This window comes from Fulvivirga sp. (assembly GCF_040218215.1).
GTDB lineage: Bacteria > Bacteroidota > Bacteroidia > Cytophagales > Cyclobacteriaceae > Fulvivirga.
The window spans coordinates 183,031-208,203 of record NZ_JAVJQL010000028.1 but is presented as its reverse complement, the minus strand read 5'-3'; the positions used below and the strand labels follow the sequence as shown (position 1 = coordinate 208,203).

The following is a 25,173-nucleotide window of genomic DNA, read 5'->3' as shown; positions in this document are numbered from 1 at the left end:
ATTATGCCAATTTATAATTTGAAAATTGAAATTACCATTTAATTAGATGCTTTACAATTCAGCCCGGATAATTTACCTGCCAGATTGCCTGTCAAGCTCTCTCCCAAAGAATATGGCATTTAAGAATACTTTGTTGGTGCCATACCAGAAGGCCCTGAAATTCAAGTCATCAGTAAAGCCGATAACCCTGCCTCTGCCATAAACATTCATACCCACGCCAGATGTGTTTCTCAATTTTTCAAGGTTTTCTTCGGAGATATATCCACTTAGTAAAGGGCTAGAGGTATATATCATTGGGTTTGAAAAGCCGCCTGTTGATTTTTCCAGAAAGTCTTCTGAATTTCTAAAAACAGGAAGCTTATTGCTTTCATAACCATAAAACAATGGGTTTGTAAGGTCAATGGTTGTTTCAAATATTGCTCCACCAATTTCCTGAGCACCAAAAAACTCATCTATGTCTTTATAAGGTTTGCTTTTTAGGGAATCCAGTTTGTCAGCTTTTGCAAATTTGAACTTGCCAACACCTATTTTATTTAAATACTTCATGGCATTTTGTGCGGCTACAATCGAGCCACCTTCTCTCACCCAGCTTTTCAATTTTTCAGCCCCTGATGTGGATATTGAACTATAGGAACCATCGGCCATAATTAGTGTATTGTATTTCTCGATGTCAGCCCTATTAAATATGTCAGTTGGCATAAGTGTAACATTAATATCAAACCTTTGGTCAAAAAGGTGCCAAATTTCTCCTGCATCATAGCTGCTGGTGCCATCACCTACCAAAAGAATAATATTTGGCTTCTCAACATTAATAAATGAAGGGCTTCCTAAACTCACACCCTGATAATCAAGTCCTGTTTTCAAAGCATAGACATCCACTCCGTTTTCTGCCGCCAGGGTTTTTAAATATTCTGAAATCATGTCAGTGGGCTTGTTTTGCATTTCCACAGGAATAAGGATAGTGCCTCTAGCAAACTTCCTCCCTACATTATTAAATTCTTCCGAAGCTACTTTCACCTTGAATCCGTTTTTTAGAAGCTGATTAAGCATTTTTGGCGCATAGTAACCGTTCCACTCAAATGCATATGCATATTTTGATGGCTCTCCAATTAAATTTCCTTTTGGTTTTACTGTAGGGCTAAACCTATCTCCCAACTGTCCTGAGCTGTATGATTTGGCGCTTAATGTTTGATAATTTACATTAAAAGCCAGTGGCAGTGTCCATGCAGAAACATCATAAAATAGACTGTCCTGAAAAGTTGTGGTCTTATCAAATATTGCTCGAATCAATTTGTGCTTTGGCTGCTCCATAGGAACGATAAATGTTTCATCAGCACTATATGACTGGCCATTAACAGTGGTGTTATTCTTGGCTTGATAAATCTCTATCTTATGACGATCAATAAGTTCTGCCAAGTGATAGTTTTTATACTTGTCTTTGGAAGCGAAAACCACAGCCTTATTGGCAGAAGATCGGGCTTCGTTTAAGGCATTAATATAAAAGTCTTTCTGAAGTTGAAGAAATTCTGTTCTTAGTTCATTCAGGCCTTTTAGTGAAGATAATGTGGTTGTAAACTGATTTTTAATAGTGAAAGGGAAATCTAATACACCATTCTCTGTCTCCCGAGCGTGTCCTCTTGAGCTGGCTTGCTCAAAGAGAATTCCAACTGCACCATTTACATCTGGGTAGGTTGATCCTTTGCCGTAGTAATAGTCATCATAGCTCTCATGGGTATAATACATCGATCCTATTTCATCCAAAGCTTTAGCATGATATTCACCCAACTTTCTGGTGAGCTCATAATTATTCTTCGGTGTTAACGGGTTGTTTCTTGAAGGAATACCGGGCTGAAAGAAGAAAGAACTATTGCTCCCCATTTCATGATGGTCTGTCAGCAAGTTTGGTTTCCATTCCTGGAAAACTTTTATCCTGGCTTGTGACTCTGGAAGTTGAGCCACCAGCCAATCCCTGTTTAAGTCGAACCAATAGTGGTTGGTTCTTCCTCGTGGCCATGGCTCATTGAGTTCCATATTGTTTGGGTCAACATTGTTTTGATAACTCTTGTTGGCATTTACATAACTGGCAAATCTGTTAAGTCCATCGGGGTTGAAGCTTGGGTCTAAAATGATTACCGTTTCCTTAAGAATTTTTTCTATATAATCTCCCTGTGCAGCAGCCAAATAGTAAACAGCAAGCAATGATGCATTTGATCCACTTGGTTCATTGCCATGAATACTGTAACCCATATAAGTTACTGCGGGCATACTGTGAATATCAACAGATCCAGACTGAGCAGGGTCACTTAATTTCTGGTGATCAGTTTTTATTTTTTCTAAATTTTGATGATTATCAGGAGAGGTGATAATTAAATTGAGAAGAGGTCGATTCTCAAAGGTCTCGCCAATTTGTTGTATGGTAATTCTATCGGAGGCATTGGCAACCGCATACATGTAATTTACGAGCCTGTCATGACTAATATGCCATTCTCCAACCTCATGACCAATAACATCTTTGGGCTCTGGAATCTCACTGCTATAAGTGGTGTTGGCAGGTAAATAATAAGTAATATCTACCTGAGCATAGGTGGTGGTAAAGGTTAAAATGCTAACGAAAAATGTAAAGTATCTGATCATATTCTTGAAGATATTTAAGTCTGGCATCTAAATAAACAAAAAAGGGCGAGACTGCTAATTAATAGCGTTCATTTCTTAACAATAAAGTAATGTTAAAAGACCTTAAATAAGTAGGTGAAAGTAGTTATTTTGCCATGTTTTTTCGAGCTAACTTACATGGGCGGAAAAATCAAAAGTTTTAACTAAATTATGAGTGAATTAATCTAACCAAATTAATTATGAAACAAATTTTACTGAAAAGTTTAATGTCTGTAGGCATAGTGTTCTTTGCAACGCTACTATCCTTTGGACAAGGATCTACTTCCTCCACAATGAGTGGAAAAGTAACAGGACCCGATGGAGCGGTGCTTCCTGGAGCAACTATAATTGCGGTACATACTCCTTCAGGGTCACAGTATGGTAACCTGACGGATGTTAATGGTTATTTTAGGATTCCTAACATGCGTGTTGGCGGTCCATATACAGTGACCATCAATTTTGTCGGTTATTCGGAAATGAAAAAGGAGGGAATTTTTCTGACTTTGGGCAAGACTTATAATTTGGACATTGAGATGCAGGAAAATGTAGAAACCTTACAGGAAGTTGTTGTAACGGCTTCTGCCTCAGAAGTATTTAATGGGGACAGAACCGGAGCTCAGACTACCGTTTCCAAGGATCAACTTACTTCATTACCAAACGCTTCCAGATCTTTAAATGATTTCACAAGGCTTACCCCACAAGCTTCATTTACTTCTGGTGGAGGGTTGTCCGTTGCTGGTATGAACAACCGATACAACTCAATTTTTATTGATGGAGCCGTTCAAAATGATGTATTCGGATTAGCAGCCAATGGTCAAAATGGTGGCCAGGTGAACGGCCTTTCTGTAATCAGTATGGATGCCTTGGATCAAATCAGTGTGGCTGTTGCGCCTTATGATGTTACGTTGGGTGGATTTGCCGGGGCAGGTATAAGTGCTGTGACTAGAAGTGGTACAAACAATGTTGAAGGATCAGCTTATTATCTAATAAGAAATGAAAGTTTGGCAGGTAAAACCCCGAATTTCATTGATAGTGAAGACAGGGAAAAATTAGCTGAATTTTCTGCTAAGACCTACGGATTAAGGGTTGGTGGGCCAATTATTAAGGACAAATTATTCTTCTTTGTTAATGGGGAGATTCAAAATGATGAGACACCTAACCCATTTAACTTTAGTAATTATAATGGTGCAGCTTCACAAGCAGATATTGATTTGTTTGCCAATACGCTTAGAGGTTTGGGTTATGAGCCAGGCGGATATGAGAGTGTGACTCAAAAACTTGAAGCTCAGAAATTTTTGATTAAGCTAGATTATAACCTGAACCAAAACCATAAATTGTCCTTAAGACATAGTTATAACAATGGGGAAAATTTCTCACCTAGTACATCAAATTCCAACAGGATAAGATTTGCCAATGCGGGTGTCTTTTTCCCATCGGAAACAAATGCAACCACCTTTGAATTACAAAGTAACTTTAATGACAAGTCTAATAAGTTAATCATTGGTTACACAACTGTTAATGATAACAGAGATCCTTTGGGCAGTCCATTTCCATACATTGATATTAGTACCGGTGATGTTGAAGCAGGAAGTGAGCAGTTTTCAACGGGCAATGTTTTAGAACAAGAAATCTTTACTATTACCAATAACTTTAATCTGTACAAAGGCAAACACACATGGACTTTTGGAACGCATAACGAGTTTTATAACATGAGAAACGTGTTTATAAGACAAAACTTTGGTTCTTATAGATATAATACAATCCAGGACTTTGTTGATGATGTAAACAACGGAGCTGCTCCGGGCAATGCCTTCGAATATAATAGAAGTTATTCGTTGGTTGACAATACAACAGGTGACGATACAGAAGGAGCAGCAGAATTCAAAGCCATGCAATTGGGTTTTTATGCGCAGGATGAGATTCAGGTTAATTCAAAACTGAAGATCACTGCTGGCTTAAGGATAGATATTCCAATGTTTACTGATGATCCTGTAGATGATGGTTATTTTAATACTACTGCTGCCCCGGCCATTACTGCTGCAGGCTATGACCTTAAGGGTGCAAAGGCTGGTCAGGCACCAAAAACACAACTTTTAATAGCCCCAAGATTTGGTTTTAATTATGATCTTAAAGATGATAAGACAACCCAAATTAGAGGTGGACTTGGAATCTTTACCAGTCGTGTACCATTTGTATGGCCAGGTGCTATGTACAATAATAACGGTGCTACAGTTGGAGGCGTAAGAGTTAGGCCGGGCGTGGATAATCCATCTGTGCCAATTAACTTTAATCCTGACCCATTCAATCAACCTACTGTTTCTGATTTTGGAGGTACTGATGCCATTCCTCAGGGGCAAATGGATTTGTTTGCTGAAGACTTTAAGTTTCCTCAGGTTTTTAGAGCAAGTATAGCTGTTGATCAAAAGCTGCCATTTTGGGGTTTAATTGGTACAGCGGAATTTATGTACTCTAAAACGATAAACAATATATTTTATGAAAACGTAAATCTTGTGCCTGCTGACGAGAGAATGACCGGCACTCCTGACAACAGGTTTAGATTTACTAATGGTAGGATTGATAACAATTATGGTGGTCAGATTTATTTAGGATCTAACACAAGCGAGGGTTATACCTACAATATTACAGGTAGTTTGGCCAAACCTTTTGAAAATGGTTTGACTGCCACGTTATCTTACAATTTTGGAAGAGCTGAATCTATCTTTGAAGGAACGTCTTCACAAAACTCATCTCAGTGGAGGGGTGTTTATGCTGTTAACGGAAGAAATGATGCGCCACTTGGCAGATCTGATTTTGATGCAGGATCACGAATTGTAGCTTCATTAACTTATCGAAAAGAATATCTAGGTGCTTTTGCTACTACTGTTGGATTGTTCTATCAAGGCCAATCAGGAGCTCCTTTTTCATACACTTATAATTCTGGATTTACAGGAGAGGATTCACGTGAAAGAGCCTTAATATATATTCCTGCAAATCAAAGTGAAATCATTTTTGCTGATGCTGCTACTGCTGCTGAGCAATGGGCAGCACTTGATGCATATATTTCAAATGATGACTATTTAAGTGAGAACAGAGGAGGATATGCAGAGAAGAATATGGTTAGAACACCTTTTGAAAGTATCGTAGACTTTAAATTAGTTCAGGATATTTTTATTGGACAAGGAAGTAAAAAACAAACGTTTCAGATTTCCTTCGATATTTTCAATTTCGGAAACTTCTTGAATAAGGACTGGGGAAAAAGATATTTTGTGCCTAATGGTGATGGTACTTCTGTACAGTTGTTGGATTTTGAAGGTTTCCAAACTGGAACTAACACCCCAACGTTCTCTTTTGATCCATCGATTAAAGAAAAGGAAGACTTGCTAGGCAAGGATGATGGCGGACTAGTTAGTTCAAGATGGCAGATGCAACTTGGCTTAAGATATATCTTTGGTAATTAAGGTTTAATTAATACATATAAAAAAGGGGCGTCTGCGCCCCTTTTTTCGTTTATTTATTTTTTTGAAAATGTACTATTTCAATCGTGACCTTTCCTGGCTTTCATTCAATAAGAGAATACTTCAAGAGGCAGCAAATCCTAATGTTCCGCTTTATGAAAGAATAAAGTTTCTGGCGATTTACTCTTCCAACCTTGATGAATTCTTTCGGGTTAGGGTGGCTTCTATAAGGAGTATTATAAACATAGATAAAAAGAAAATTTATAAGCATTTGAGTGATGACCCCAGGGTGGTGCTTGATGCTATACTGAAAGAAGTAAACGAGCAGCAGCAGTACTTTGGCAGAATTAAAAGGGAGGAAATTATACCAGAACTCAAAAAACATGGAGTCGTTCTATATCGGGACGAACAACCTTTGAATGATCATTACGAGGTTATTAATCACTACTTCAGAAGCAGGGTTTTATCATACCTTCAACCTCATATCCTTACTGGAAAGAAGACGAGAAAAGTATTTTTGGAAAACAAGCAATTGTACTTTGTGATTGATTTAGTTGGTCAATCAAAAGAGCCTGATTACGCTCTTATAAATATACCTTCAAATTTTCTTGATAGGTTCGTTAAGCTTCCCACTATCAACGAGGTTCATTATTTCATCGCCATAGATGATATTATTAGAGAGAACCTGGATTTCCTATTCCCCAATTATGAGATTAAAGGATGCTATTCAATAAAGCTTAACAGGGATGCTGAACTCAATATTGAAGATGAGTATTCCGGTGACTTGGTTAAGAAAATTCAAAAGCAGATTACAAAAAGGAATTTGGGTGTTCCCTCCAGGTTTTTATATGATGCCAAAATGCCAAAGGAGATGGTTGAATATATCAAGGAAAGGTTTGAATTGGTAGATGATGATATGGTTCCAGGAGGGCGATATCATAATATGAACGACTTGTTTGGCTTAAAGAATCCATTGTCTCCTGAGCTGGAGTATAATTATAAACCACCTTTAAAGATAGGCTCTATTGAAGGGTATAAATCTATATTTGATGCCATTGATGAGTCCGACTTGCTCATGCATTTTCCTTACCAATCATATGACTATGTGCTCAGGTTCTTTAATGAGGCAGCGCTAGATCCAGAGGTGAAGCAAATAAAGGCCACCTTCTATAGGATTGCCCCAGAGTCGTTTATTTGCAATGCATTGATAAGTGCAGCTATAAATGGAAAAAGTGTGGTGGTCTTTGTAGAACTCAAAGCAAGGTTTGATGAGCAGAATAATCTTAAATGGGCCGAAAAAATGAAAGCAGCTGGTATTAAAATTATTTACAGCATGCCAGGCTTAAAGGTACATGCCAAGGTGGCGGTTGTAACCAGAAAAAACACCAAGGGTCAGAAGGTCAATTATGGGTATTTCGGAACGGGTAATTTCAATGAGAAGACAGCAGCCATCTATGCAGATCAGGCGCTGCTGTCAAATAATGAAAAACTGACCAGTGAATTAGATCAGCTGTTTTTGTTTCTTGAGAAACAGGAAACTCCGAATTTTGAATCTCTGCTAGTGTCTCAATTTAATATTATCGATCGTTTTGAATCATTAATTGACAGGGAAATTGAGAATGCTAAAGCAGGTAGGAAGGCCTTGATTATTATCAAGATCAATAACCTGCAGCATCAGGGTATGATCAGTAAATTGTATGATGCCAGTAATGCTGGGGTTAAAATTGATATGATTGTACGTTCTATTTGTTGCCTTGTGCCGGGGGTAAAAGATATGAGTGAGAACATTAATGTTCATAGAATAGTAGATCAATATTTGGAGCATAGCAGGGCATTCTATTTTTATAATAATGGAGATGATGAGTTATACCAGGGCTCTGCAGATTGGATGAACCGGAATCTTGAGCGGAGGATAGAAGTTGTATTTCCTATTTTAAAAGGGGAATTCAAGGCGCAAGTCATTAAGATGCTTGAACTACAGATTAATGATAATGTTAAGGGTGTAAAATTGGATCATAACCTAAATAATGCTCCTATTGAGGGAGCATTGAAGGTCAGGAGCCAGGTTGATTTTTATGAGTACCTCAACAGGCTTGGTCAACCAGCCGTAGGATAAAGCAACATAGCAGTAATAAAGCTCAGAATGGAGATGATAAAGCCAAACATGAACACGTTGTAGGACTTTCTGAGCATTCTGTATTTTTTGCCAAGTACAATGCCTAAAAAGTAAATATCTTTTATCATACTGCCATAAAGGAAATCAGCATCTTTCATCATTTCCCGCATACCCCACATATAATTGTCCAGTTCCATACTATGAAAGTTGCCGAAGAATAGCAAGTTGGTCTTCTTTTCCCTTATTTCTTCAGTGGTAAACTTACCGGAAGACACGTTTGGCCTTGTAGCCAGCACTGCAAAAACTATAGTGGTGAGGCATACAAAAACAAGTAGCATGGCAGGGATGATGAGCTGAGGCCAATCTTCAAACTTTCTAAACAGTACCGATACCAATACAGAAAGGATAATGGAGTTAATGGAGATCATGATGTTGGCCTTGTTATCAGCCATTGCACTCAACTGCAAATGGTTTTTAGAAGTAATACGAAACATAGTTTCTATACCTCTGTCAGGCTTTTGAATTTTAGCCTTTGCCAATTTTTCTTCAAGCTTTATTATCTGGGCTTCAAGTTTTTCGGTTGATTTTTCCTTCTTTTTCAACTTTTTTTTTACCTGCTTTATGTTTTCTTGCTTTTTTGGCTCTAGAACGCTTTGACCGTACTTTGTGAAGTATTTATGCTGGCCAATGAAAGATAAGGTTTTATTCATCCAGTCAGTTTGTGGCATTTGCTGATCACAAACCCTGGCTATTTCATACCTCAAATGTTCACTTTTTTGCTCAAAATTATCCGTAGAAAGGTGAAACAGATCAGAATCACAAAGAACTTCAGACAGTTTGTCTGTAGGGTTTTGAGGCATTTTAGTGCTCGCAATTATCTGAGCAATTCTCTCAGCCCTCTTGTTCTCTACACCCCATTCTGAAAACTTATCTTTCATCAATCGAATACTTTCTTCTTCGTGGTTATTGCTGTCGCAATTGTAGCCAAGATCATGAAACCAGGCGGCAAGCTTTACATCTTCAAGTTCTTCTTCAGAAAGACCTTCTTCTTTCCCAATAATATCTACAGCTTCTACTACCTCGAGGGTGTGCTGCAAGTTATGATATGTAAATTCTTCAGGAAGGGATTTAAGAACCTCTTCACTATAAGACTGAGCACTTTTCAGAAGGCTTGTTTCAACCATAATACTTCTAAGTAAGTAAAAAATTACTGTAATTCCTTGAAGAACATAACCTTAACGCCCGACATAGCACAAACGTTTAATTGCCGTCAACATAATTTTGTAAATATTGAAATCTCTCTGTTAGTCTTCCATTCTCGGCAATTACAGCTCTCTTAATCACTTCCTGCTCATCATCACCAAGTAAGTGCGGCAATACATTATTGACCATTTCATTTCCAAAGTCGGTTGAGGCATCTCTTGGTAACTCGCAGGGCAGGTTGTCAACGGCCATTACCGTTATATTGCCCTCATCCTTTAGTGGTGCTTCAACCTCATCATCAGATGGGTTGTAGTCATATATAGGGTCGTCTATGGTGCTGGATCTTTTGGTAGAGGGAATTGACCCTTCAATATCACAAGTAATATCAGCTATTACCCTGATCTTAAAATCAGGTCTTATAATATCTTCTCTCTTAAATAAGACCGGAGCTTCAGGATCCCAAAATGCTCCCGCAATAAGTACATCTGCCACTTGAGCAAATTTTAAGAAGTCACTTTCATAATTCTCCGGATGCTCATAGAATTCACTTCTGTTAAACTCTCCGCCTGCAATAGGCTTATTATAATCACGGCTGTTGAGTTGAGCATAAACAGGTTCATCATAAAGATTGGTTAAAAATTCTGCAGGAGTTACTTTTCGAATATTCATGCCTGTGAGTACTTCCATAGCCCCTTTAGAGACTCTGCCACCACCAGTAACTGCAATTTTTATTTTGGGAAGCTTTACTTTTTGGTATTCAGTTTTTAAATCTTCAAGATCAAAACATTCATGTGCAGGTCTTAGGCGAAACAAATTATATCTTTTTCCATAAGTCAATATGCCGTTATAAGCACCCACAATTCCGGCATATCGCCCAAATGCAACTATTCTTGTATTACTTTGATCTGTCAATAATTCATAATCTATTAACCGGATATTCTTCTTCAAAATTTCTCTCAACAGTTCCCTGTTATAAGGCTGCTCCTTAATGGTATGAGAAAAGAACAAATAAGTTTTATTGGCAATGAGGTTTTTAATAGGCACTTCTTTGACACCAAGAAGGATGTCACAATCATCAACCTCCTGAACAATTTTAACACCTTCATTTGCATAGTCAGCATCCTCAAAACATCTGATATCACTGGTCTGGGCCACTATTTCCAAATCAGAAAATTTATCTAATGCTATTTTGGCTTGAGATGGAATAATAGGAACTCTCTTATCAACAGGAACCTTACCCTCTTTTAGGATGCCGATTTTGATCATTGTTATAATGCATTTGGTTTACGAAATTGGGCAAATATATCATTTATAAACTATTCAGAATGAGCAGAATAGTCTTATTTTATTAAACAAGTTAGGATTGGTACTTTGAATTATACAGAATAAAAAAGAGGAGTAATTTACTCCTCTTCATCTGCTGGTTTATTTTTAAGCTCTTTGTAATCTTCCCGATCAATAAGCTTTTTATCTTCAACATTTTTGTTCAAAAATTCATTGATTTTATCAATGCTGAAACTTGTTTTTAATTCACCAAAGGAATCAATTTCAATATTAAAGCCCTCTAGTTCTGGGTTAACTGTTGGCTTCTCTTTCTTTTTTTCTACCTTTTTTGGGTTTCTCTTGGCCATGACATTAGTTGTTCACTTTTACTGGTAACACTTCTATCGCTTTAAGAATTCTTTTTTCAACCTCTTTTTTCCCAAGTATTTCCATGATCTCCATTAGGTCGGGCCCAGACCCCTTTCCTGTAAGAGCAATTCTAAGGGATTGCATTACCTGCCCTATTTTTAGTCCACGCTCCTCTAGTATCCCCATCAAAAGCCCTTTGGCATTTTCAGCATTGAAGCTGTCGATAGAGTTAATTTCTTCTGCATATTCTGCAAATACAGAGACGGCAATTTCATCCCATTTTTTAGCCACCACACCTTCATCATAACTTGAGGGGGTTGTAAAAAAGAACTGACCTTCTGTCCAAATTTCCTGAGGGAAAGTAACCCTCTCTTTCAGTGTGTCACATATTTTGGATAACATATCATCACTGTAAGCGATGTGGTCACCAGTTAAGTTAGGCTTTAGATAACTGGTCAATTCTTCTCCGGTTTTGGCTTTCAGGTACTGCTGATTATACCATTTGGCCTTTTCAATATCAAATTTGGTTCCCGACTTGCCTATTCTTTCTACAGTAAAAACCTCAGTGAGTTTTTCCAAAGAGAAAATCTCTTCCTCTGTTCCAGGGTTCCAACCTAAAAAAGCCAGAAAATTTAAGAAGGCATCTGGCAAATACCCTGCCTCTCTAAAACCACTAAATGTTTCAGGCTTACCATCTTTTCCTGCAAATTCTCCAGTAATTGGAAATACAGGGAAGCCTAATTTGTCTCCATCACGCTTGCTTAATTTGCCATTGCCATCAGGTTTCAGAAGCAGCGGCAGGTGAGCAAACTGAGGCATTGTGTCTTCCCATCCTAAAAATTTGTATAAAAGCACGTGCAATGGAGCCGAAGGAAGCCATTCTTCTCCTCTGATAACGTGTGTTATTTTCATTAAATGATCATCAACAACATTCGCCAAATGATATGTAGGCATACCGTCAGACTTCATCAATACTTTGTCGTCAATAGCTGAAGAATGCACCATTACCCAGCCGCGTACCATGTCGTTGAGCCTCACATCTTCTTTACGAGGAACCTTCAATCTGATGACATATGGAGCACCAGAATCTAATCTTTCTTTAACCTCATCTTCAGTTAAGGTCAAAGAGTTTTTCATTTGCATTCTGGTTATGGCATTATATTGTGGGGTATCCACTTTGGCTGCCTTTAGCCGCTCACGCATCGCTTCAAGTTCTTCAGAAGTGTCGAATGCATAGTAGGCATTTCCTTCATCAACCAGCCTTTTGGCATAGTCCATATAAATATCCTTCCTTTCAGACTGTCTGTATGGCCCAAACTCCCCACCTACTTTGGGGCTTTCGTCAGGGATAATTCCTACCCATTCTAAGGCATTCAAAATATATTCTTCCGCACCTTCTACATACCTGGCTTGATCAGTATCTTCAATCCTTAAAACCATCTTGCCATTATGTTTTTTGGCAAAAAGATAGTTGTACAATGCTGTTCTTACACCACCAATGTGTAATGCCCCTGTTGGACTTGGTGCGAATCTAACTCTTACCCCGTTTTGCATGCTTATAAATTTAGGAGTGCAAAGTTAACAAATTATGAGCGTGAATAACAGCGATGGGTATTCATCTTAGTGAGGCACTATTTTATGGCAATACAGGAAATTTCAACATTTACATCTTTAGGCAAACGACTAACCTCTACAGTCTCTCTGGCCGGTGGGTTTTCAGTAAAGTATTTACCATATACTGCATTGATTTTGGAGAAGTCATCCATGTTTTTTATGAAAATGCCGCATTTGACAACATTTGTAAAGTTGAAACCTGCTTCGCTTAATATTGCTTCAAGGTTTTTCATTACTTGCGCTGTCTCTACTTCGATGTCTGAGGTAATCATTTCTCCAGTTGCACGGTTGATAGCAATTTGGCCCGAAATATAAAGTGTATTGCCTGCCAAAACAGCCTGACTGTATGGGCCGATAGGTTCAGGTGCCAGATTGCTGTTAATAATCTTTTTCATAGTAGTATAGTTTTTGGTTATCTCTATTTTTGCTTCGCTAATATCGTTGATTAGTGTCTTTAATTAGAATTATTTAATAGTTGAAATGAAAATATTAATTGTAGGCTCAGCAGGTTCATTTTCAGAAGCTCAAAATAGGTTGGAAAGTATCTGTGATTTGGAGCATGTATTTGATTTTTTTGATTGTGCAGACCCTGCCCTCTACGATTTTATTTTTGACTTTACCCTTGATGAAAATCCAGAGTTAGTTGATCATTATTCTAAATTGAAAGACACAGTTGTGTTTTTAAATACTGTTAAAATTTCCTTGGCAGAGCTGCAATTTACTTACGGCAAGTGGAAGAACAGCATTTATGGATTTAATGGGTTAGCTACTTTTTTTGACCGTGATGTTTTAGAAGTGTCTTCAATTAATGGGGATGTAAATGAAGAACAATTAACTCAGCTTAATTTTCAATATGAGGTTGTTGATGATAGGGTAGGGATGGTTACGCCTCGTGTGATCCTAATGATTATAAATGAAGCTTTCTACACCGTAATGGAAGGTACTGCCAGCAGGAAAGATATTGATCAGGGAATGAAATTAGGCACTAATTATCCGTTTGGGCCTTTTGAATGGTGTGAGAAGATCGGTATTACGCAGGTTTATGAGACCTTAGAAGTAATATATGAGGATACAAAAGAGGAGCGATATAAAATAGCTCCTCTTTTAAAGCAAGAATATTTAAAATCTTAAGCTATTCTACAGTTACTGATTTAGCCAAATTTCTTGGCTGATCAACGTTACAACCCCTCATAACTGCAATATGATAAGAAAGCAATTGTAGTGGAATAACAGATACCATTGGCATTAAAGCTTCATCAGTTTTAGGAACTTCTATAACGTACTCAGCCATTTTTGGGATTAACACATCTCCTTCTGTAACTACGGCAATAACTTTACCTTTTCGGGCCTTTACCTCCTGAATGTTTGACACTACCTTATCATAACTACTATCACGTGTAGCAATAAATACCACAGGCATTTCTTCATCTATTAAAGCAATAGGACCATGCTTCATTTCAGCCGCAGGGTAACCTTCAGCGTGGATATAACTAATCTCTTTAAGTTTTAAGGCACCTTCCAGTGCAACCGGGAAGTTGAAGCCCCTTCCAAGGTATAAGAAATTTCGTGCATCTTTAAATAGCTCAGCAATTTCCTTAATCTGAGGTTCAAGCTTTAGCGCTTTCTCAACTTTTGAAGGAATATTTTCTAGCTCAACAAGAAGCTCCCGATATCTTCTTTCCGAGATGGTTCCTTTTTTATGAGCAACTCGTAATGCAATCATATTAAGTACAGTGAGCTGTGCTGTAAAAGCTTTAGTACTTGCCACACCTATTTCTGGCCCTGCGTGAGTATAGGCTCCTTCATGTGAGGTTCTTGCAATAGAAGAACCTACTACGTTACACACACCAAAGATAATAGCACCTTTTGATTTTGCTAATTCTATAGCAGCTAAAGTATCTGCAGTTTCTCCAGATTGTGATATTGCAATAACAACATCACCTTCATTGATAATAGGGTTTCGATATCTAAACTCAGAGGCATACTCTACTTCAACCGGTATTCTACAGAATTCCTCAAAGAAGTATTCAGCAACAAGACCTGCATGCCATGAAGTGCCGCAAGCAACAATAATTATTCTGTCAGCATTGACAAGTTTGTTAGCATATTCCCTGATACCACCAAGCACTAACCTGCCTTCATTGGCATCAAGTCTTCCTCGCATGCAATCACTAATAGACTTTGGCTGCTCAAAAATCTCTTTCAGCATAAAATGCTCATAGCCACCTTTTTCGATCGCCTCTAACTCCATATCCAATGTTTGGATATATGGTGTTAATGGAACATCCTGCGTGTTTTTAATTTTTAGCTCATTATTATTGATAACGGCAATTTCGTATTCATTTAGGTATACTACTTCATTTGTGTACTCAATAATAGGTGTGGCATCAGAGGCTAAAAAGAATTCATTTTCACCCACGCCTATAACTAGTGGACTACCTTTTCTTGCAGCAATTAAAAGGCTTGGGTCATCTTTTGACATTATAACAATTGCGTATGCTCCAACAACTTTGGTTAAAGCCAGCCTAACAGCTTCATCCAGAGTACAGTTATTATTAATCTGTATATCCTCAATAAAGTGTATAAAAACTTCTGAGTCTGTCTCGCTTGTGAATACGTGCCCTTTATTGATCAGTTCTTGTTTTAAGGAACTATAATTTTCAATTATTCCATTGTGAATAATTGCCAGGTTCTTAGAATGAGAATAATGAGGGTGGGCATTAATGTCATTTGGTTCACCATGAGTTGCCCATCTAGTATGCCCAATACCAATTGTGCTTGTTAGCTCTTGCTCATGAATAAAGTTTTCAAGCTCAGAAACCTTTCCCTTTTTCTTATAAATATTTAAGCCGTTATTTAATAGAGCAATTCCTGCACTATCATAACCTCTATATTCAAGCCTTTTCAGTCCTTTTATAATGACCTCATGAGCCTTGCGATGACCTACATATGCTACAATTCCACACATATTAAATTAGTTTTTATCAGGAATAGAATAATAATATCTAAGTTTTACTTTGTCCTTTGAAATGGCAAGCTTCCTTAAATTTGTATCTCTAACGTTTGTTGTGAATTTAGCTCCGTTACTGGTTGATCCTACTCTATTTGCATCTATTATCAAGTGATCGTAAGTAATATTATTATCTATAAGAGCCTGAAGGTACAATGGGATGCTGAAACTATATTGTTTTAGTTCAGAGTTGTATGTCATATTCAATGCCGTTTCTGTTGCAACAGTGGCACTGCCTAGTATATTTAAATTGCCAGTAGCAATACTATCCAACGATGTTAGGAAAACCCCTAAATTTGATGGAGGCTGACTAAAAGGCTCAAAACCAAAAGGATCACTTATAATCACTTCAGCACGTTGAACTATTACATTTTCAGAGAGCGTGTCTTTAAAGTTTCTAAAGCCAGACAGGTCTAAATCTATTAGCATATTAGATCCTGATTGAAAATAGGCAGATCCACTACTCAACTTAAAAATTTCATTGGTAGTAGAAATTTTGTTAAAAAGAGAATTGGTCCAAAGTACTTTTTCATTTGGAGTTACATTACTAAATGATTTAAGATAGTTAAGAAGAAATGTAGCTTCTTTATCAACTGGTTGAGATTCGGCATCTAAAGTGGTATACTTTAAGTTTATTATCGAGTTACCATCATTCAAATTAAAAGTGATAACAGCATTATTGTCATCTTTACCAACTATTGCAAAGCCTTTTACATATTGATCAAGAAAGTAAGATACGCTGTCTGTGTCTTCAGTATCTACGGCTGCACCACGAACTACAGCTTCTTCAAATCTTTGAAGAAACTCATCTTTATACCTTCCAATAATATCAAATTTGGCTTCATATATGTATACTTTATTGGCATCATACCTAGACCCAGGAGTATCTGTACCGTCATATACATAATTAATTGAATCTTTATACAATTCTATTTTGGCGCCACCAATCAATTCACCGAGCTCCAATTTGTTAGAGCTTGTAGAATTTTCAAGATTCTCAATTGGATTAACAAGCTCGTATAACTCTAAATTTTGAATTTCAGATGAATTATAGGTTCCAGCAGCATCAACTATGCGAACTTTCATAGACATGCTTTTGAGAGCAGACGTTGTAATTGTACCCTTGTCGTAATTGGCTTGGGCTATTGATACATCGCAAAAAGCCTTGGCGGTTATATCTCCAAATACCGGGTCAGTATATTGACCTACCATAACCCTTCCCGAAAATGATGAACGGGCTGCTCCTGTCCAAACCTGTCCTATATTCTCAGCCAGAGAAGTTTCCGCAAAAAAAATCCCCAAATTATTTTCTGGGGCTAAACTAATGTTTCCTATTTCTTCTTCACATCCGAAGAATGTTAGGGCTATTAAAAATAGCCCCAATTTCTTATCCCACAAGTTCATTATATAAGTTAAAGTATGATTCAGAAAAGTTATCGTTCTGTTCGATAGTTTCTAATTTCTTTTTATCGTTAATTTCTTCAAAAAGTTCTGAAAGTGAATTATCTTCTTCAGCCATAATTACTGAGTCGGAAAACTCCATTCCTAATTTAATGAATCCCTGATAGTCTGCGCTTTGCAAATTGGCTAACATACTATCTTCAATGTCCATCATTTTCACTTTCTCGAGCAAGTCGTCATTAAACTTATGACTAAAGCTGTTATTATGAATTGTGAAAATAGATTTAGCATCCTTAAACAACGGATCGTTCTTGTATGTTGTTTTCAAGTATAATGGAATTAAACTTGTCATCCAGTCATTACAATGTACGATATCCGGAGCCCAACCTAATTTCTTTACTGTTTCTATAACGCCTTTACAGAAAAATATTGCGCGCTCGTCATTGTCTTCGTAAAATTTATTTTCCTTATCGTGGAAAACATACTTCCTGTGGAAGTAATCTTCATTATCAATGAAGTACACCTGAAGTTTGGCATTGGGGATAGAAGCCACCTTAATAATCAAAGGTTTTTCTTCTTCTCCAACTGAAATATTGATACCTGAAAGTCTAACCACTTCATGAAGTCTATTTTTTCTTTCATTTATCAATCCAAATCTAGGGACCAGTATTCTTATTTCCATCCCTCTTTCTTGCATTGCCTGCGGCAATTTTCTTACGAAGTCAGCAACCTCTGAAGTTTGCAAAAAAGGATTGATCTCACTGGCAACATAAAGAACACGTAGTTTTGACATATATGTATAGATTTGATTATATCCGAGAATTAAACCACAAAAGTACAAAATTTTCTCCTTTATTCAAGATTATATCTTTTGAAAAACTTAGTTTTGCGTCCCTTTTAAACAACAGAAATGCAGATTTTTAGAGATATTTCGTCTCTTCAATTGAGTCTAAATGAGCTGAGATTAGAGCGAAAAACCGTTGGGTTGGTTCCTACCATGGGTGCCTTGCACGATGGCCATGCTGCATTGCTGAAGGCTTCATTGGCTGAAAATGATGTTACCGTTTGCAGCATCTTTGTGAATCCCACACAGTTTAATAATGATGACGATCTCAAAAATTATCCCCGGACTTTTGATCTGGATACAGAATTTCTAAAATCATTCGATTGTGATATTGTTTTTAACCCATCTGTAGAAGAAATGTACCCTAAAAACCCATTGTTAAAGTTTAACTTTGGGGATTTAGAACAATCAATGGAAGGGAGCCACAGACCCGGGCATTTTAATGGTGTGGCTATTGTTGTATCTAAACTTTTTAATATAGTTAATCCGGACAGAGCTTATTTTGGACAAAAGGATTTGCAGCAGTATAAAATTATAAGCCAATTGGTGAAGGACTTGTCATATAATATAGAGTTAAGGCAAATACCTATTAAAAGAGATGATAGTGGTTTGGCCATGTCCTCAAGAAACAAGCGTTTGTCAGCAGGAGGATTGAAATCTGCAGCAAAACTCAGTCAAACCCTTGAAGAGGCCAAAAAATCAATTGTAGATCACAAAGATTTTGATGAGGTAAGAACCGAATTAATTAATAATCTGGAGATTGAAGGGATATCAGTCGAATATCTGGAATATGTAAATGCGGATAGTTTAGAAAGCGTAAAGAACAATTCTGCAAATAATTCTGTTGCCGTATGCATAGCAGCTACAGTAGATGGAGTGCGATTAATAGATAATATAATTTTCTAATTAATAGAGAGTGAAGTGAATATAGAAGTATTAAAGTCAAAAATACATAGAGCAAGAGTTACACAGGCAGAACTTCATTATGTCGGTAGTATAACTATTGATGAAGATTTGTTAGAAGCTGCCAATTTACTCGAAGGAGAGAAGGTTCAAATTGTTAATGTAAACAATGGCGAGCGTATTGAGACTTATACCATAAAAGGAGAAAGAGGAAGTGGAATGGTTTGCCTTAACGGACCTGCAGCGAGGCGTGTTCAGGTAGGCGATATCATTATAATTATTTCCTATGCCTCTATGGATTTTGAGGAAGCAAAGACTTTTAAACCAGCCATTATCTTTCCTGATAATGACAACAAGCTTTCCTAAGCTCAATTCATGAGTAATAAAATCAAGAACTTCCTAAAGTATGCAATTATGTTGGCAGTGACGGCATTACTGCTTTGGGTTTCATTTGAAAATATTGAGGTATCAGAAGGGACAAGTAAAGTTGATTATCTTCTAAACGTTTGGTCATCGGCCAATAAATCCTTTTTAATACTTTCAGGTTTTGTGGCATTACTAAGTCATTTAATACGCGCGCAGCGTTGGAAGCTTTTACTCAACCCAATTGGATATGACCTGACCTTGAAACAGGGGTTTCTGTCTGTTATGATTGGCTATTTTATAAACCTGGCCATACCAAGGGGCGGTGAAGTTTCACGTTGTTATAATCTATACAGACTTAACAAAACTCCAGTGGATGTTTCGCTCGGAACGGTCGTTGCTGAAAGGGTTATCGACCTTATTTTTCTTATCATTTTAATAGCCATTTCGTTCTTTATTCAATTAGATAGCCTTATTCTGTTCTTTAAATCTGATGAAGTGCAAGAGCTTACCAATCAGGAGGGTTCAGGAAATATGATCATTGTCATTATAGCCGGGATTCTATTTTTAGCGGCTATGGGTCTTATTTTTCTTTTTCTACTTAAAAGAAAGAAATATTTAATGCTTAGGCTATTGTCAAAATCAAAATCTGCCTTGCTTGGAATTAAGGATGGTGTTAAATCCGTTCTCAAATTAAAAAGTCGCTCTGCATTTATTATTGATTCATTATTAATTTGGATCTGTTATTATTTAATGATGTACTTTGTCATGCTGGCATTCCCCGAAACAGAGAATCTTGGTCTGGGAGCAGCATTGACTATTTTCGTTATTGGAGGGATTGCCATGGCACTGCCACTTCCGGGAGGAGCTGGTAGTTTCCATGTATTGGTATCTACCGGACTCGTTTTACTTTACAGTTTGCCTCAAGATAAGGCCATAGCTTTTACATTTATATTTCACGGATGGCAGACTGTCATCATTATTTTAGTAGGTGCATTTTCATTAATTTCAAGCCAAATAATAAGAACAAAAATTGAAACCAACAGCCAATAAGATTAAACCTCTAAACGAACTCAAACCGTTGATTAAACAATGGCAAGAGGGTGGTGATGAAGTGGTTTTTACTAATGGATGTTTTGACATTCTTCACTTAGGGCACATTGATTATCTCGAGAAGTCAAAGGAATTGGGAGACAAGTTGGTAGTTGGCTTAAATTCGGATAATTCTGTTCGTAAAATCAAAGGGGAAGAAAGGCCATTAAATAATGAATACTCCAGGGCAAGGATTTTGGCGGCCCTGTCATTTGTTGATGCGGTTATTTTGTTCTCTGAAGACACACCTAAAGAGCTGATTTCGCAACTTTTGCCTGATATTTTAGTAAAAGGTAATGACTATTTGGCAGAAAATATAGTTGGCGCAGATATTGTGAAAGCCCATGGAGGAAGAGTTGAAACAATCTCACTTGTAGATGGTTACTCTACCACTAATATTGTTGAAAAAATAAAAAAACTTAAATAACTAAAGCTATGATTTTTGTAATTATGATTGTCTTCGGTATTCTGAGCTATGCCGTAAGCGCAAGATTAAAAAACAAGTTCAAAAAGTATTCTCAGATACCATTAACCAAAAACCTTTCTGGTGCAGAGGTAGCCAAGTTAATGCTTGCTGACCATGGTATCCATGACGTAGAAGTAATTTGTGTGCCAGGAAAATTAACAGACCATTATAACCCAGCTAATAAAAGTGTAAACCTGAGCCCAGAAGTTTATAATGGCAGAAATGCTGCCGCAGCGGCAGTAGCATCACACGAATGTGGACATGCTGTACAGCATGCCACCGCTTATAGCATGTTGGAGTTCAGGTCTGCAATGGTGCCTGTTCAAAATGCAAGTGCCAAAATCCTAAATGTTATTATGATGGTGATGTTGTTTGGAGGGTTTTTCCTTTTCTCAGCCTTCCCGATTAAAATGGTGCTTTTAGTTATAATTGGTGCCTATGGGGTAATGACATTATTCTCATTTGTTACTTTGCCTGTAGAGTTTGACGCCAGTAAAAGAGCATTGGCTTGGATAGATGAAAGGGGTATTGTTAATAGTCAGGAGCATGATATGGCTAAAGATGCGCTTAAATGGGCTGCCATGACCTATGTAGTGGTTGCCCTAGGATCTTTGGTAACTCTTCTATACTATGTTAGTATGTTTTTAGGGGGCAGAGACTAATTCCAAATGTAAAATAAATGTATTTTTGAGGGTCAGAATAAACATTCTGGCCCTCTTTGTTTTTATAAGAAAAAGAAAAGTAAACCATGAATTTTGAATTGACAGAAGAGCAGCTAGCGGTTAGAGATGCTGCAAGGGACTTTGCTCAAACAGAGCTATTACCAGGTGTTATTGAGAGAGATGAAAATCAGATTTATCCGAAGGAGCAAGTAAAGAAGCTCGGTGAACTTGGTTTTTTGGGCATGATGGCTGACCCTAAATATAACGGAGGTGGTATGGACTCCATAAGCTATGTGTTGGCCATGGAGGAGATTTCTAAAGTTGATGCATCTTGTTCTGTGATCATGTCAGTAAATAATTCATTGGTATGCTGGGGTATTGAGAAATATGGGAATGAGGAGCAAAAGGAAAAGTACCTTACCAAACTCACCACTGGTGAACATATCGGGGCTTTTTGTTTGTCAGAGCCAGAGGCAGGATCTGATGCCACAAGTCAGCGTACAACGGCCATTGACATGGGTGACCATTATTTGCTCAATGGTACCAAAAACTGGATTACTAATGGGGGTACTGCAAGTACTTACATAGTTATTGCTCAAACTGATGTGGACAAGAAGCATCATGGTATCAACGCTCTAATTGTGGAGAAGGGCATGGAGGGTTTTGTTGTAGGAAAAAAGGAGAATAAGTTAGGGATTAGGGGCTCTGATACTCATTCTTTAATGTTTACAGACGTTAAAGTACCTAAAGCAAATAGAATAGGGGAAGATGGTTTTGGGTTTAAGTTTGCTATGTCAACACTAAATGGCGGAAGAATAGGTATAGCTTCTCAGGCATTGGGTATAGCTTCCGGAGCTTATGAATTGGCATTGCAATATTCAAAGGAAAGAAAAGCATTTGGCAAGGAGATATCGCAACATCAGGCCATTCAATTCAAATTATCTGACATGGCCACTCAAATTGAGGCAGCCAGGTTAATGTGTTTTCATGCAGCTGCTTTAAAGGACCAGGGCAAGGATTATGTGAAGGCCGCAGCTATGGCTAAGTTATTTGCATCAAAAGCCGCCATGGATATTACGGTGGAGGCGGTTCAGGTTCATGGCGGTTATGGGTTTGTGAAAGAATACCACGTAGAGCGCCTGATGAGAGATGCCAAAATAACACAAATCTATGAGGGAACGTCAGAAATTCAGAAGATTGTGATTGCGAGAGAGTTACTTAAAAGGTAATTAAATAACTATCTGTAAAAAATCATACTTTTCTTGGAAAAGTGCATGATTATATTGCGAATAATATTTAGTTTTATGGTTAAATAAATACAGCATCGTAATGGAAGATTACAACAAAATAATTGAATCCTTAGGTATTAAATACTTAAAGTCCAATAATATAAAGGTTTCAACTCCTTTTAGCCTTAAAGACTATGAAGAGACGGAGAATGCAATTTTGATATTGAAGAAGGGGACAATCCATTTTGGGAAGGATAAAGAGCTTTTAAAAGAGGGTCATGCACTTTTAATTCCAGCCAATAGAATGACACCATTGTCTTTTGGAATGGTAGATGAAAAGGCACCTGAGCTTAGTTTAGAAGAGTTTGGCTTTAAGCAATCAGAGTATTTTAAAACCGCAGGGGCAGAAGATCTTTCTAATGTTGTAGCAGACTTTACCATGATTGTATTTGAAACTAAGGTATTTGATACTGTTAACTTCTTTACAGCTTTGGATATACCTGCCTTTTCTTTAGAAAACGTTGCAGTTAATAGTGCCATTTATGATGTGATAACCGAAAACCAAAAAGCTAGAGCCGGGAATCAGAGAGTGATTAAGATCAAAACGGAGTTTATGGTAATAGAGGCGATCAGGCATATTTTGGAGAAGAGGTTGTTTGTGGAGCAAATGGCAACAAACAGTACTTACTTTAAAGATCCTCGTCTGATCAAGCTATTTAAATATATCAAAGATAATTTGAGTGGAGAGTTGACCAATAAGGCTCTTTCAGATATTGCAGATGTTTCAGAAGATTATGTTGGACAGTACTTCAAGACCCTAACGGGTATTAATCCTCAGGATTATATTGAATACCAAAGAATGGAATATGCAGTGAAGTTATTAAGAACAACTAAAATGAGCATTAGGGATATTGGTAAAAATTGCGGTTATAAAGATACAGCATATTTCTGCCGTAGATTCAAAATGATGTATGGCATTCCGGCAGGTAAAATGAGAAAGAGAGAGACTTTAATGAACGTCTAAACTCTTATTTAGATCATAGATTTTTTCAGAAACCTCAATCATTAGATTGGGGTTTTTTTCTATTGCATTACCAATAACTATCACATCTGCACCAGCCATTAGTGCCTCATTGGCCAAATTAGTTGATGTAATGCCACCGCCAATAATTAAAGGGCAATTAATCGTTTCGTTAACCTTACGAATCATCTTGGTGCTAATGGCAGATTTTGAGCCACTACCCGCATCCATATAAATGAGTTTGAGACCAAGCATTTGGCCGGCTAAGGCAGTAGATGAGGCAATTGAATATTTATCTGGGGGTATAGGCATAGTATTGCTCATATAGGAAGCTGAAGAAGTGCTGCCAGAGTTAATTAACATATATCCGGTGGGAAGTATTTCCAGCGAACTTTTATTAAGAAAAGGAGCTGCATTAACATGCTGTCCAATCAATAAATCTGCATTTCTTCCTGATATCAAGCTTAAAAAAAGAATAGCATCGGCATCATTACTTATGTGCATATTGTTTCCTGGAAAGAGAACTACAGGAATTTCGCTTTCTCCTTTAATTAATTGTACTATCTGATTGAGATTATCAGTAGTAATTAGGCTGCCGCCAACAAAAAAGTAGTCAACATAACTTTCATTGGCCAATGAAATCAATTGGTGAATTGCTGATAAATCAGTGATCTTATCCGGATCTATAAGTACTGCCAAAGACTTTTGACCCAGTACCTTTTTATTTTGAAGCTCTTGAAGGATGCTCTTCATTACTTTCGGAGTCTTTGTTTAAATATTCTACCAACTTATCTTTAGCCATGGCCAATATTATAAGTGCCGCTTCTTTTGCAAACGTCTTTGTAATTCCTCCCAAGAATGATTCCTTGACTTCTTCTGACGTTTCATCAATTTTTACGGGCTTAGTTGTTTTCTTGGGCTTTTCATCTTCAATAAAATATTTGAAGAGCAAATATGCTAACGCCAGACCTCCCGCTATATACAACCCATTTATGGCAATTTTTTTACCTTTTTCAGAAATCTTGAGAATTTCACTTTCCAGGTATTTTTGCTCTTCGTCAGATTGCTTTTCAAGTTTTAACCTTAGCGACATATCCTTTTCAGTTATCAATATTCAGCCATTTGTTAAGTTCTTTCTCAAAAAACTCCTTAAGGCCTATTTTGTTTCTAAAAATAAGAAGTAAGAAGAATATAAGTAAATAGAAGCAGGCCACTAAAATAAAACCCATTGTGTAGTTGTCAAGAACATCACCAAGGTATATGCTAACTCCAATGCTAATGAGCATGATAGCAATGAGAAGAATGTTAATGGTGATTATACTTATAAATGCATTGGCTAAAAATTTAGCTAAATCATCTTTTAATTCAAGTTTGATGATCTGAAGCCTAGTATCTACCAACTTTTTGATGCTTTCAAAAATGTTGTCAATACCTAGTAAGCCCAATATTCCCTTTTTCTCAGACACAGTTTAAATGCTTAATTATCTAACGAAGATAGTCAATAGCTAGG

The 25,173-nt window shown here is 37.3% G+C and carries 22 protein-coding genes; 10 read left to right on the top strand and 12 right to left on the bottom strand.

Features of this window, described 5'->3' with window-relative positions:
- Window positions 1–72: 72 nt before the first annotated feature.
- Window positions 73–2,634: a M14 metallopeptidase family protein gene (locus RIB54_RS19250; RefSeq protein ID WP_350102412.1), complete on the bottom strand. Its 2,562-nt coding sequence runs from the start codon at window positions 2,632–2,634 to the stop codon at window positions 73–75.
- 218 nt (window positions 2,635–2,852) lie between these two features.
- Here RIB54_RS19250 and RIB54_RS19245 point away from each other — a divergent pair, with 218 nt between their 5' ends.
- Window positions 2,853–6,110 carry a TonB-dependent receptor gene (locus tag RIB54_RS19245; RefSeq protein ID WP_350102409.1) on the top strand — a complete coding sequence of 1,086 codons (3,258 nt, stop codon included), beginning with the start codon at window positions 2,853–2,855 and terminating at the stop codon, window positions 6,108–6,110.
- Window positions 6,111–6,177: 67 nt separating this feature from the next.
- Window positions 6,178–8,223, top strand: coding sequence for a polyphosphate kinase 1 (gene ppk1, locus RIB54_RS19240; protein ID WP_350102408.1), 2,046 nt, complete (start codon window positions 6,178–6,180; stop codon window positions 8,221–8,223).
- On the opposite strand, the gene RIB54_RS19235 is transcribed toward ppk1, so the two are convergent.
- The 5 genes from RIB54_RS19235 to RIB54_RS19215 all read right to left on the bottom strand — a co-directional run bounded on the left by RIB54_RS19235 (window position 8,205) and on the right by RIB54_RS19215 (window position 13,067).
- The gene (locus tag RIB54_RS19235; protein ID WP_350102407.1) at window positions 8,205–9,407 is read right to left on the bottom strand and encodes a Pycsar system effector family protein; all 1,203 of its coding nucleotides are present in this window, start codon (window positions 9,405–9,407) and stop codon (window positions 8,205–8,207) included. The two genes, ppk1 and RIB54_RS19235, sit on opposite strands and share 19 nt — an antisense overlap.
- A 76-nt stretch (window positions 9,408–9,483) precedes the next feature.
- Window positions 9,484–10,692, bottom strand: coding sequence for an NAD(P)-dependent oxidoreductase (locus RIB54_RS19230; RefSeq protein WP_350102406.1), 1,209 nt, complete (start codon window positions 10,690–10,692; stop codon window positions 9,484–9,486).
- A 137-nt stretch (window positions 10,693–10,829) separates the two neighbouring features.
- Window positions 10,830–11,057 (bottom strand): hypothetical protein, encoded by a 228-nt coding sequence (locus tag RIB54_RS19225; RefSeq protein WP_350070525.1) that lies wholly within the window; start codon window positions 11,055–11,057, stop codon window positions 10,830–10,832.
- Window positions 11,058–11,061: 4 nt separating this feature from the next.
- Complete coding sequence (gene gltX, locus RIB54_RS19220) at window positions 11,062–12,612, bottom strand: glutamate--tRNA ligase (RefSeq protein WP_350102405.1); 1,551 nt, start codon at window positions 12,610–12,612, stop codon at window positions 11,062–11,064.
- A 77-nt stretch (window positions 12,613–12,689) separates the two neighbouring features.
- Window positions 12,690–13,067: a RidA family protein gene (locus tag RIB54_RS19215; RefSeq protein ID WP_350102404.1), complete on the bottom strand. Its 378-nt coding sequence runs from the start codon at window positions 13,065–13,067 to the stop codon at window positions 12,690–12,692.
- Window positions 13,068–13,152: 85 nt separating this feature from the next.
- On the opposite strand from RIB54_RS19215, the gene RIB54_RS19210 reads away from it, so the two are divergent.
- On the top strand, window positions 13,153–13,803 hold the full coding sequence (locus RIB54_RS19210; protein ID WP_350102403.1) for a 3-hydroxyacyl-CoA dehydrogenase family protein: 651 nt from the start codon (window positions 13,153–13,155) through the stop codon (window positions 13,801–13,803).
- 1 nt (window position 13,804) lies between these two features.
- On the opposite strand, the gene glmS is transcribed toward RIB54_RS19210, so the two are convergent.
- Genes glmS through RIB54_RS19195 form a run of 3 tightly spaced genes read right to left on the bottom strand, consistent with a single transcriptional unit; the run spans window position 13,805 to window position 17,876 of the window.
- A complete protein-coding gene (gene glmS / locus RIB54_RS19205) occupies window positions 13,805–15,640 on the bottom strand; it encodes a glutamine--fructose-6-phosphate transaminase (isomerizing) (protein ID WP_350070514.1) in 1,836 nt (611 codons plus the stop codon).
- 6 nt (window positions 15,641–15,646) lie between these two features.
- Entirely contained in the window at window positions 15,647–17,086 is a 1,440-nt protein-coding gene (locus RIB54_RS19200) for a DUF4270 family protein (RefSeq protein ID WP_350102402.1), read from the bottom strand.
- Window positions 17,070–17,876: a glycogen/starch synthase gene (locus RIB54_RS19195; protein ID WP_350102401.1), complete on the bottom strand. Its 807-nt coding sequence runs from the start codon at window positions 17,874–17,876 to the stop codon at window positions 17,070–17,072. The genes RIB54_RS19200 and RIB54_RS19195 overlap by 17 nt, the downstream gene beginning before the upstream one ends.
- A gap of 117 nt (window positions 17,877–17,993) precedes the next feature.
- Between RIB54_RS19195 and panC the strand changes: the two genes are divergently transcribed.
- The 7 genes from panC to RIB54_RS19160 all read left to right on the top strand — a co-directional run bounded on the left by panC (window position 17,994) and on the right by RIB54_RS19160 (window position 23,666).
- Complete coding sequence (gene panC, locus RIB54_RS19190) at window positions 17,994–18,833, top strand: pantoate--beta-alanine ligase (RefSeq protein ID WP_350102400.1); 840 nt, start codon at window positions 17,994–17,996, stop codon at window positions 18,831–18,833.
- A 15-nt stretch (window positions 18,834–18,848) separates the two neighbouring features.
- Window positions 18,849–19,196 carry an aspartate 1-decarboxylase gene (gene panD, locus RIB54_RS19185; protein ID WP_350070503.1) on the top strand — a complete coding sequence of 116 codons (348 nt, stop codon included), beginning with the start codon at window positions 18,849–18,851 and terminating at the stop codon, window positions 19,194–19,196.
- A gap of 9 nt (window positions 19,197–19,205) precedes the next feature.
- Window positions 19,206–20,246: a lysylphosphatidylglycerol synthase transmembrane domain-containing protein gene (locus tag RIB54_RS19180; RefSeq protein WP_350070500.1), complete on the top strand. Its 1,041-nt coding sequence runs from the start codon at window positions 19,206–19,208 to the stop codon at window positions 20,244–20,246.
- Window positions 20,227–20,712, top strand: a complete 486-nt coding sequence (rfaE2, locus tag RIB54_RS19175) for a D-glycero-beta-D-manno-heptose 1-phosphate adenylyltransferase (RefSeq protein WP_350102399.1) — start codon at window positions 20,227–20,229, stop codon at window positions 20,710–20,712. Before RIB54_RS19180 ends, rfaE2 begins: the two co-directional genes overlap by 20 nt.
- An 8-nt stretch (window positions 20,713–20,720) precedes the next feature.
- A complete protein-coding gene (locus tag RIB54_RS19170) occupies window positions 20,721–21,413 on the top strand; it encodes a zinc metallopeptidase (protein WP_350102398.1) in 693 nt (230 codons plus the stop codon).
- 86 nt (window positions 21,414–21,499) lie between these two features.
- Window positions 21,500–22,642 (top strand): acyl-CoA dehydrogenase, encoded by a 1,143-nt coding sequence (locus RIB54_RS19165; RefSeq protein ID WP_350102397.1) that lies wholly within the window; start codon window positions 21,500–21,502, stop codon window positions 22,640–22,642.
- A 100-nt stretch (window positions 22,643–22,742) separates the two neighbouring features.
- Window positions 22,743–23,666: a helix-turn-helix domain-containing protein gene (locus tag RIB54_RS19160; RefSeq protein WP_350070488.1), complete on the top strand. Its 924-nt coding sequence runs from the start codon at window positions 22,743–22,745 to the stop codon at window positions 23,664–23,666.
- On the opposite strand, the gene RIB54_RS19155 is transcribed toward RIB54_RS19160, so the two are convergent.
- From RIB54_RS19155 to RIB54_RS19145, 3 genes are read right to left on the bottom strand one after another with little or no spacing between them, the layout of a single operon-like run.
- Window positions 23,652–24,416 carry a phosphoglycerol geranylgeranyltransferase gene (locus RIB54_RS19155; protein WP_350070485.1) on the bottom strand — a complete coding sequence of 255 codons (765 nt, stop codon included), beginning with the start codon at window positions 24,414–24,416 and terminating at the stop codon, window positions 23,652–23,654. The genes RIB54_RS19160 and RIB54_RS19155 overlap by 15 nt on opposite strands.
- On the bottom strand, window positions 24,385–24,756 hold the full coding sequence (locus tag RIB54_RS19150; RefSeq protein ID WP_350102396.1) for a hypothetical protein: 372 nt from the start codon (window positions 24,754–24,756) through the stop codon (window positions 24,385–24,387). Before RIB54_RS19150 ends, RIB54_RS19155 begins: the two co-directional genes overlap by 32 nt.
- Window positions 24,757–24,763: 7 nt before the next feature.
- A complete protein-coding gene (locus RIB54_RS19145) occupies window positions 24,764–25,129 on the bottom strand; it encodes a phage holin family protein (RefSeq protein WP_350070480.1) in 366 nt (121 codons plus the stop codon).
- Window positions 25,130–25,173: the final 44 nt, after the last annotated feature.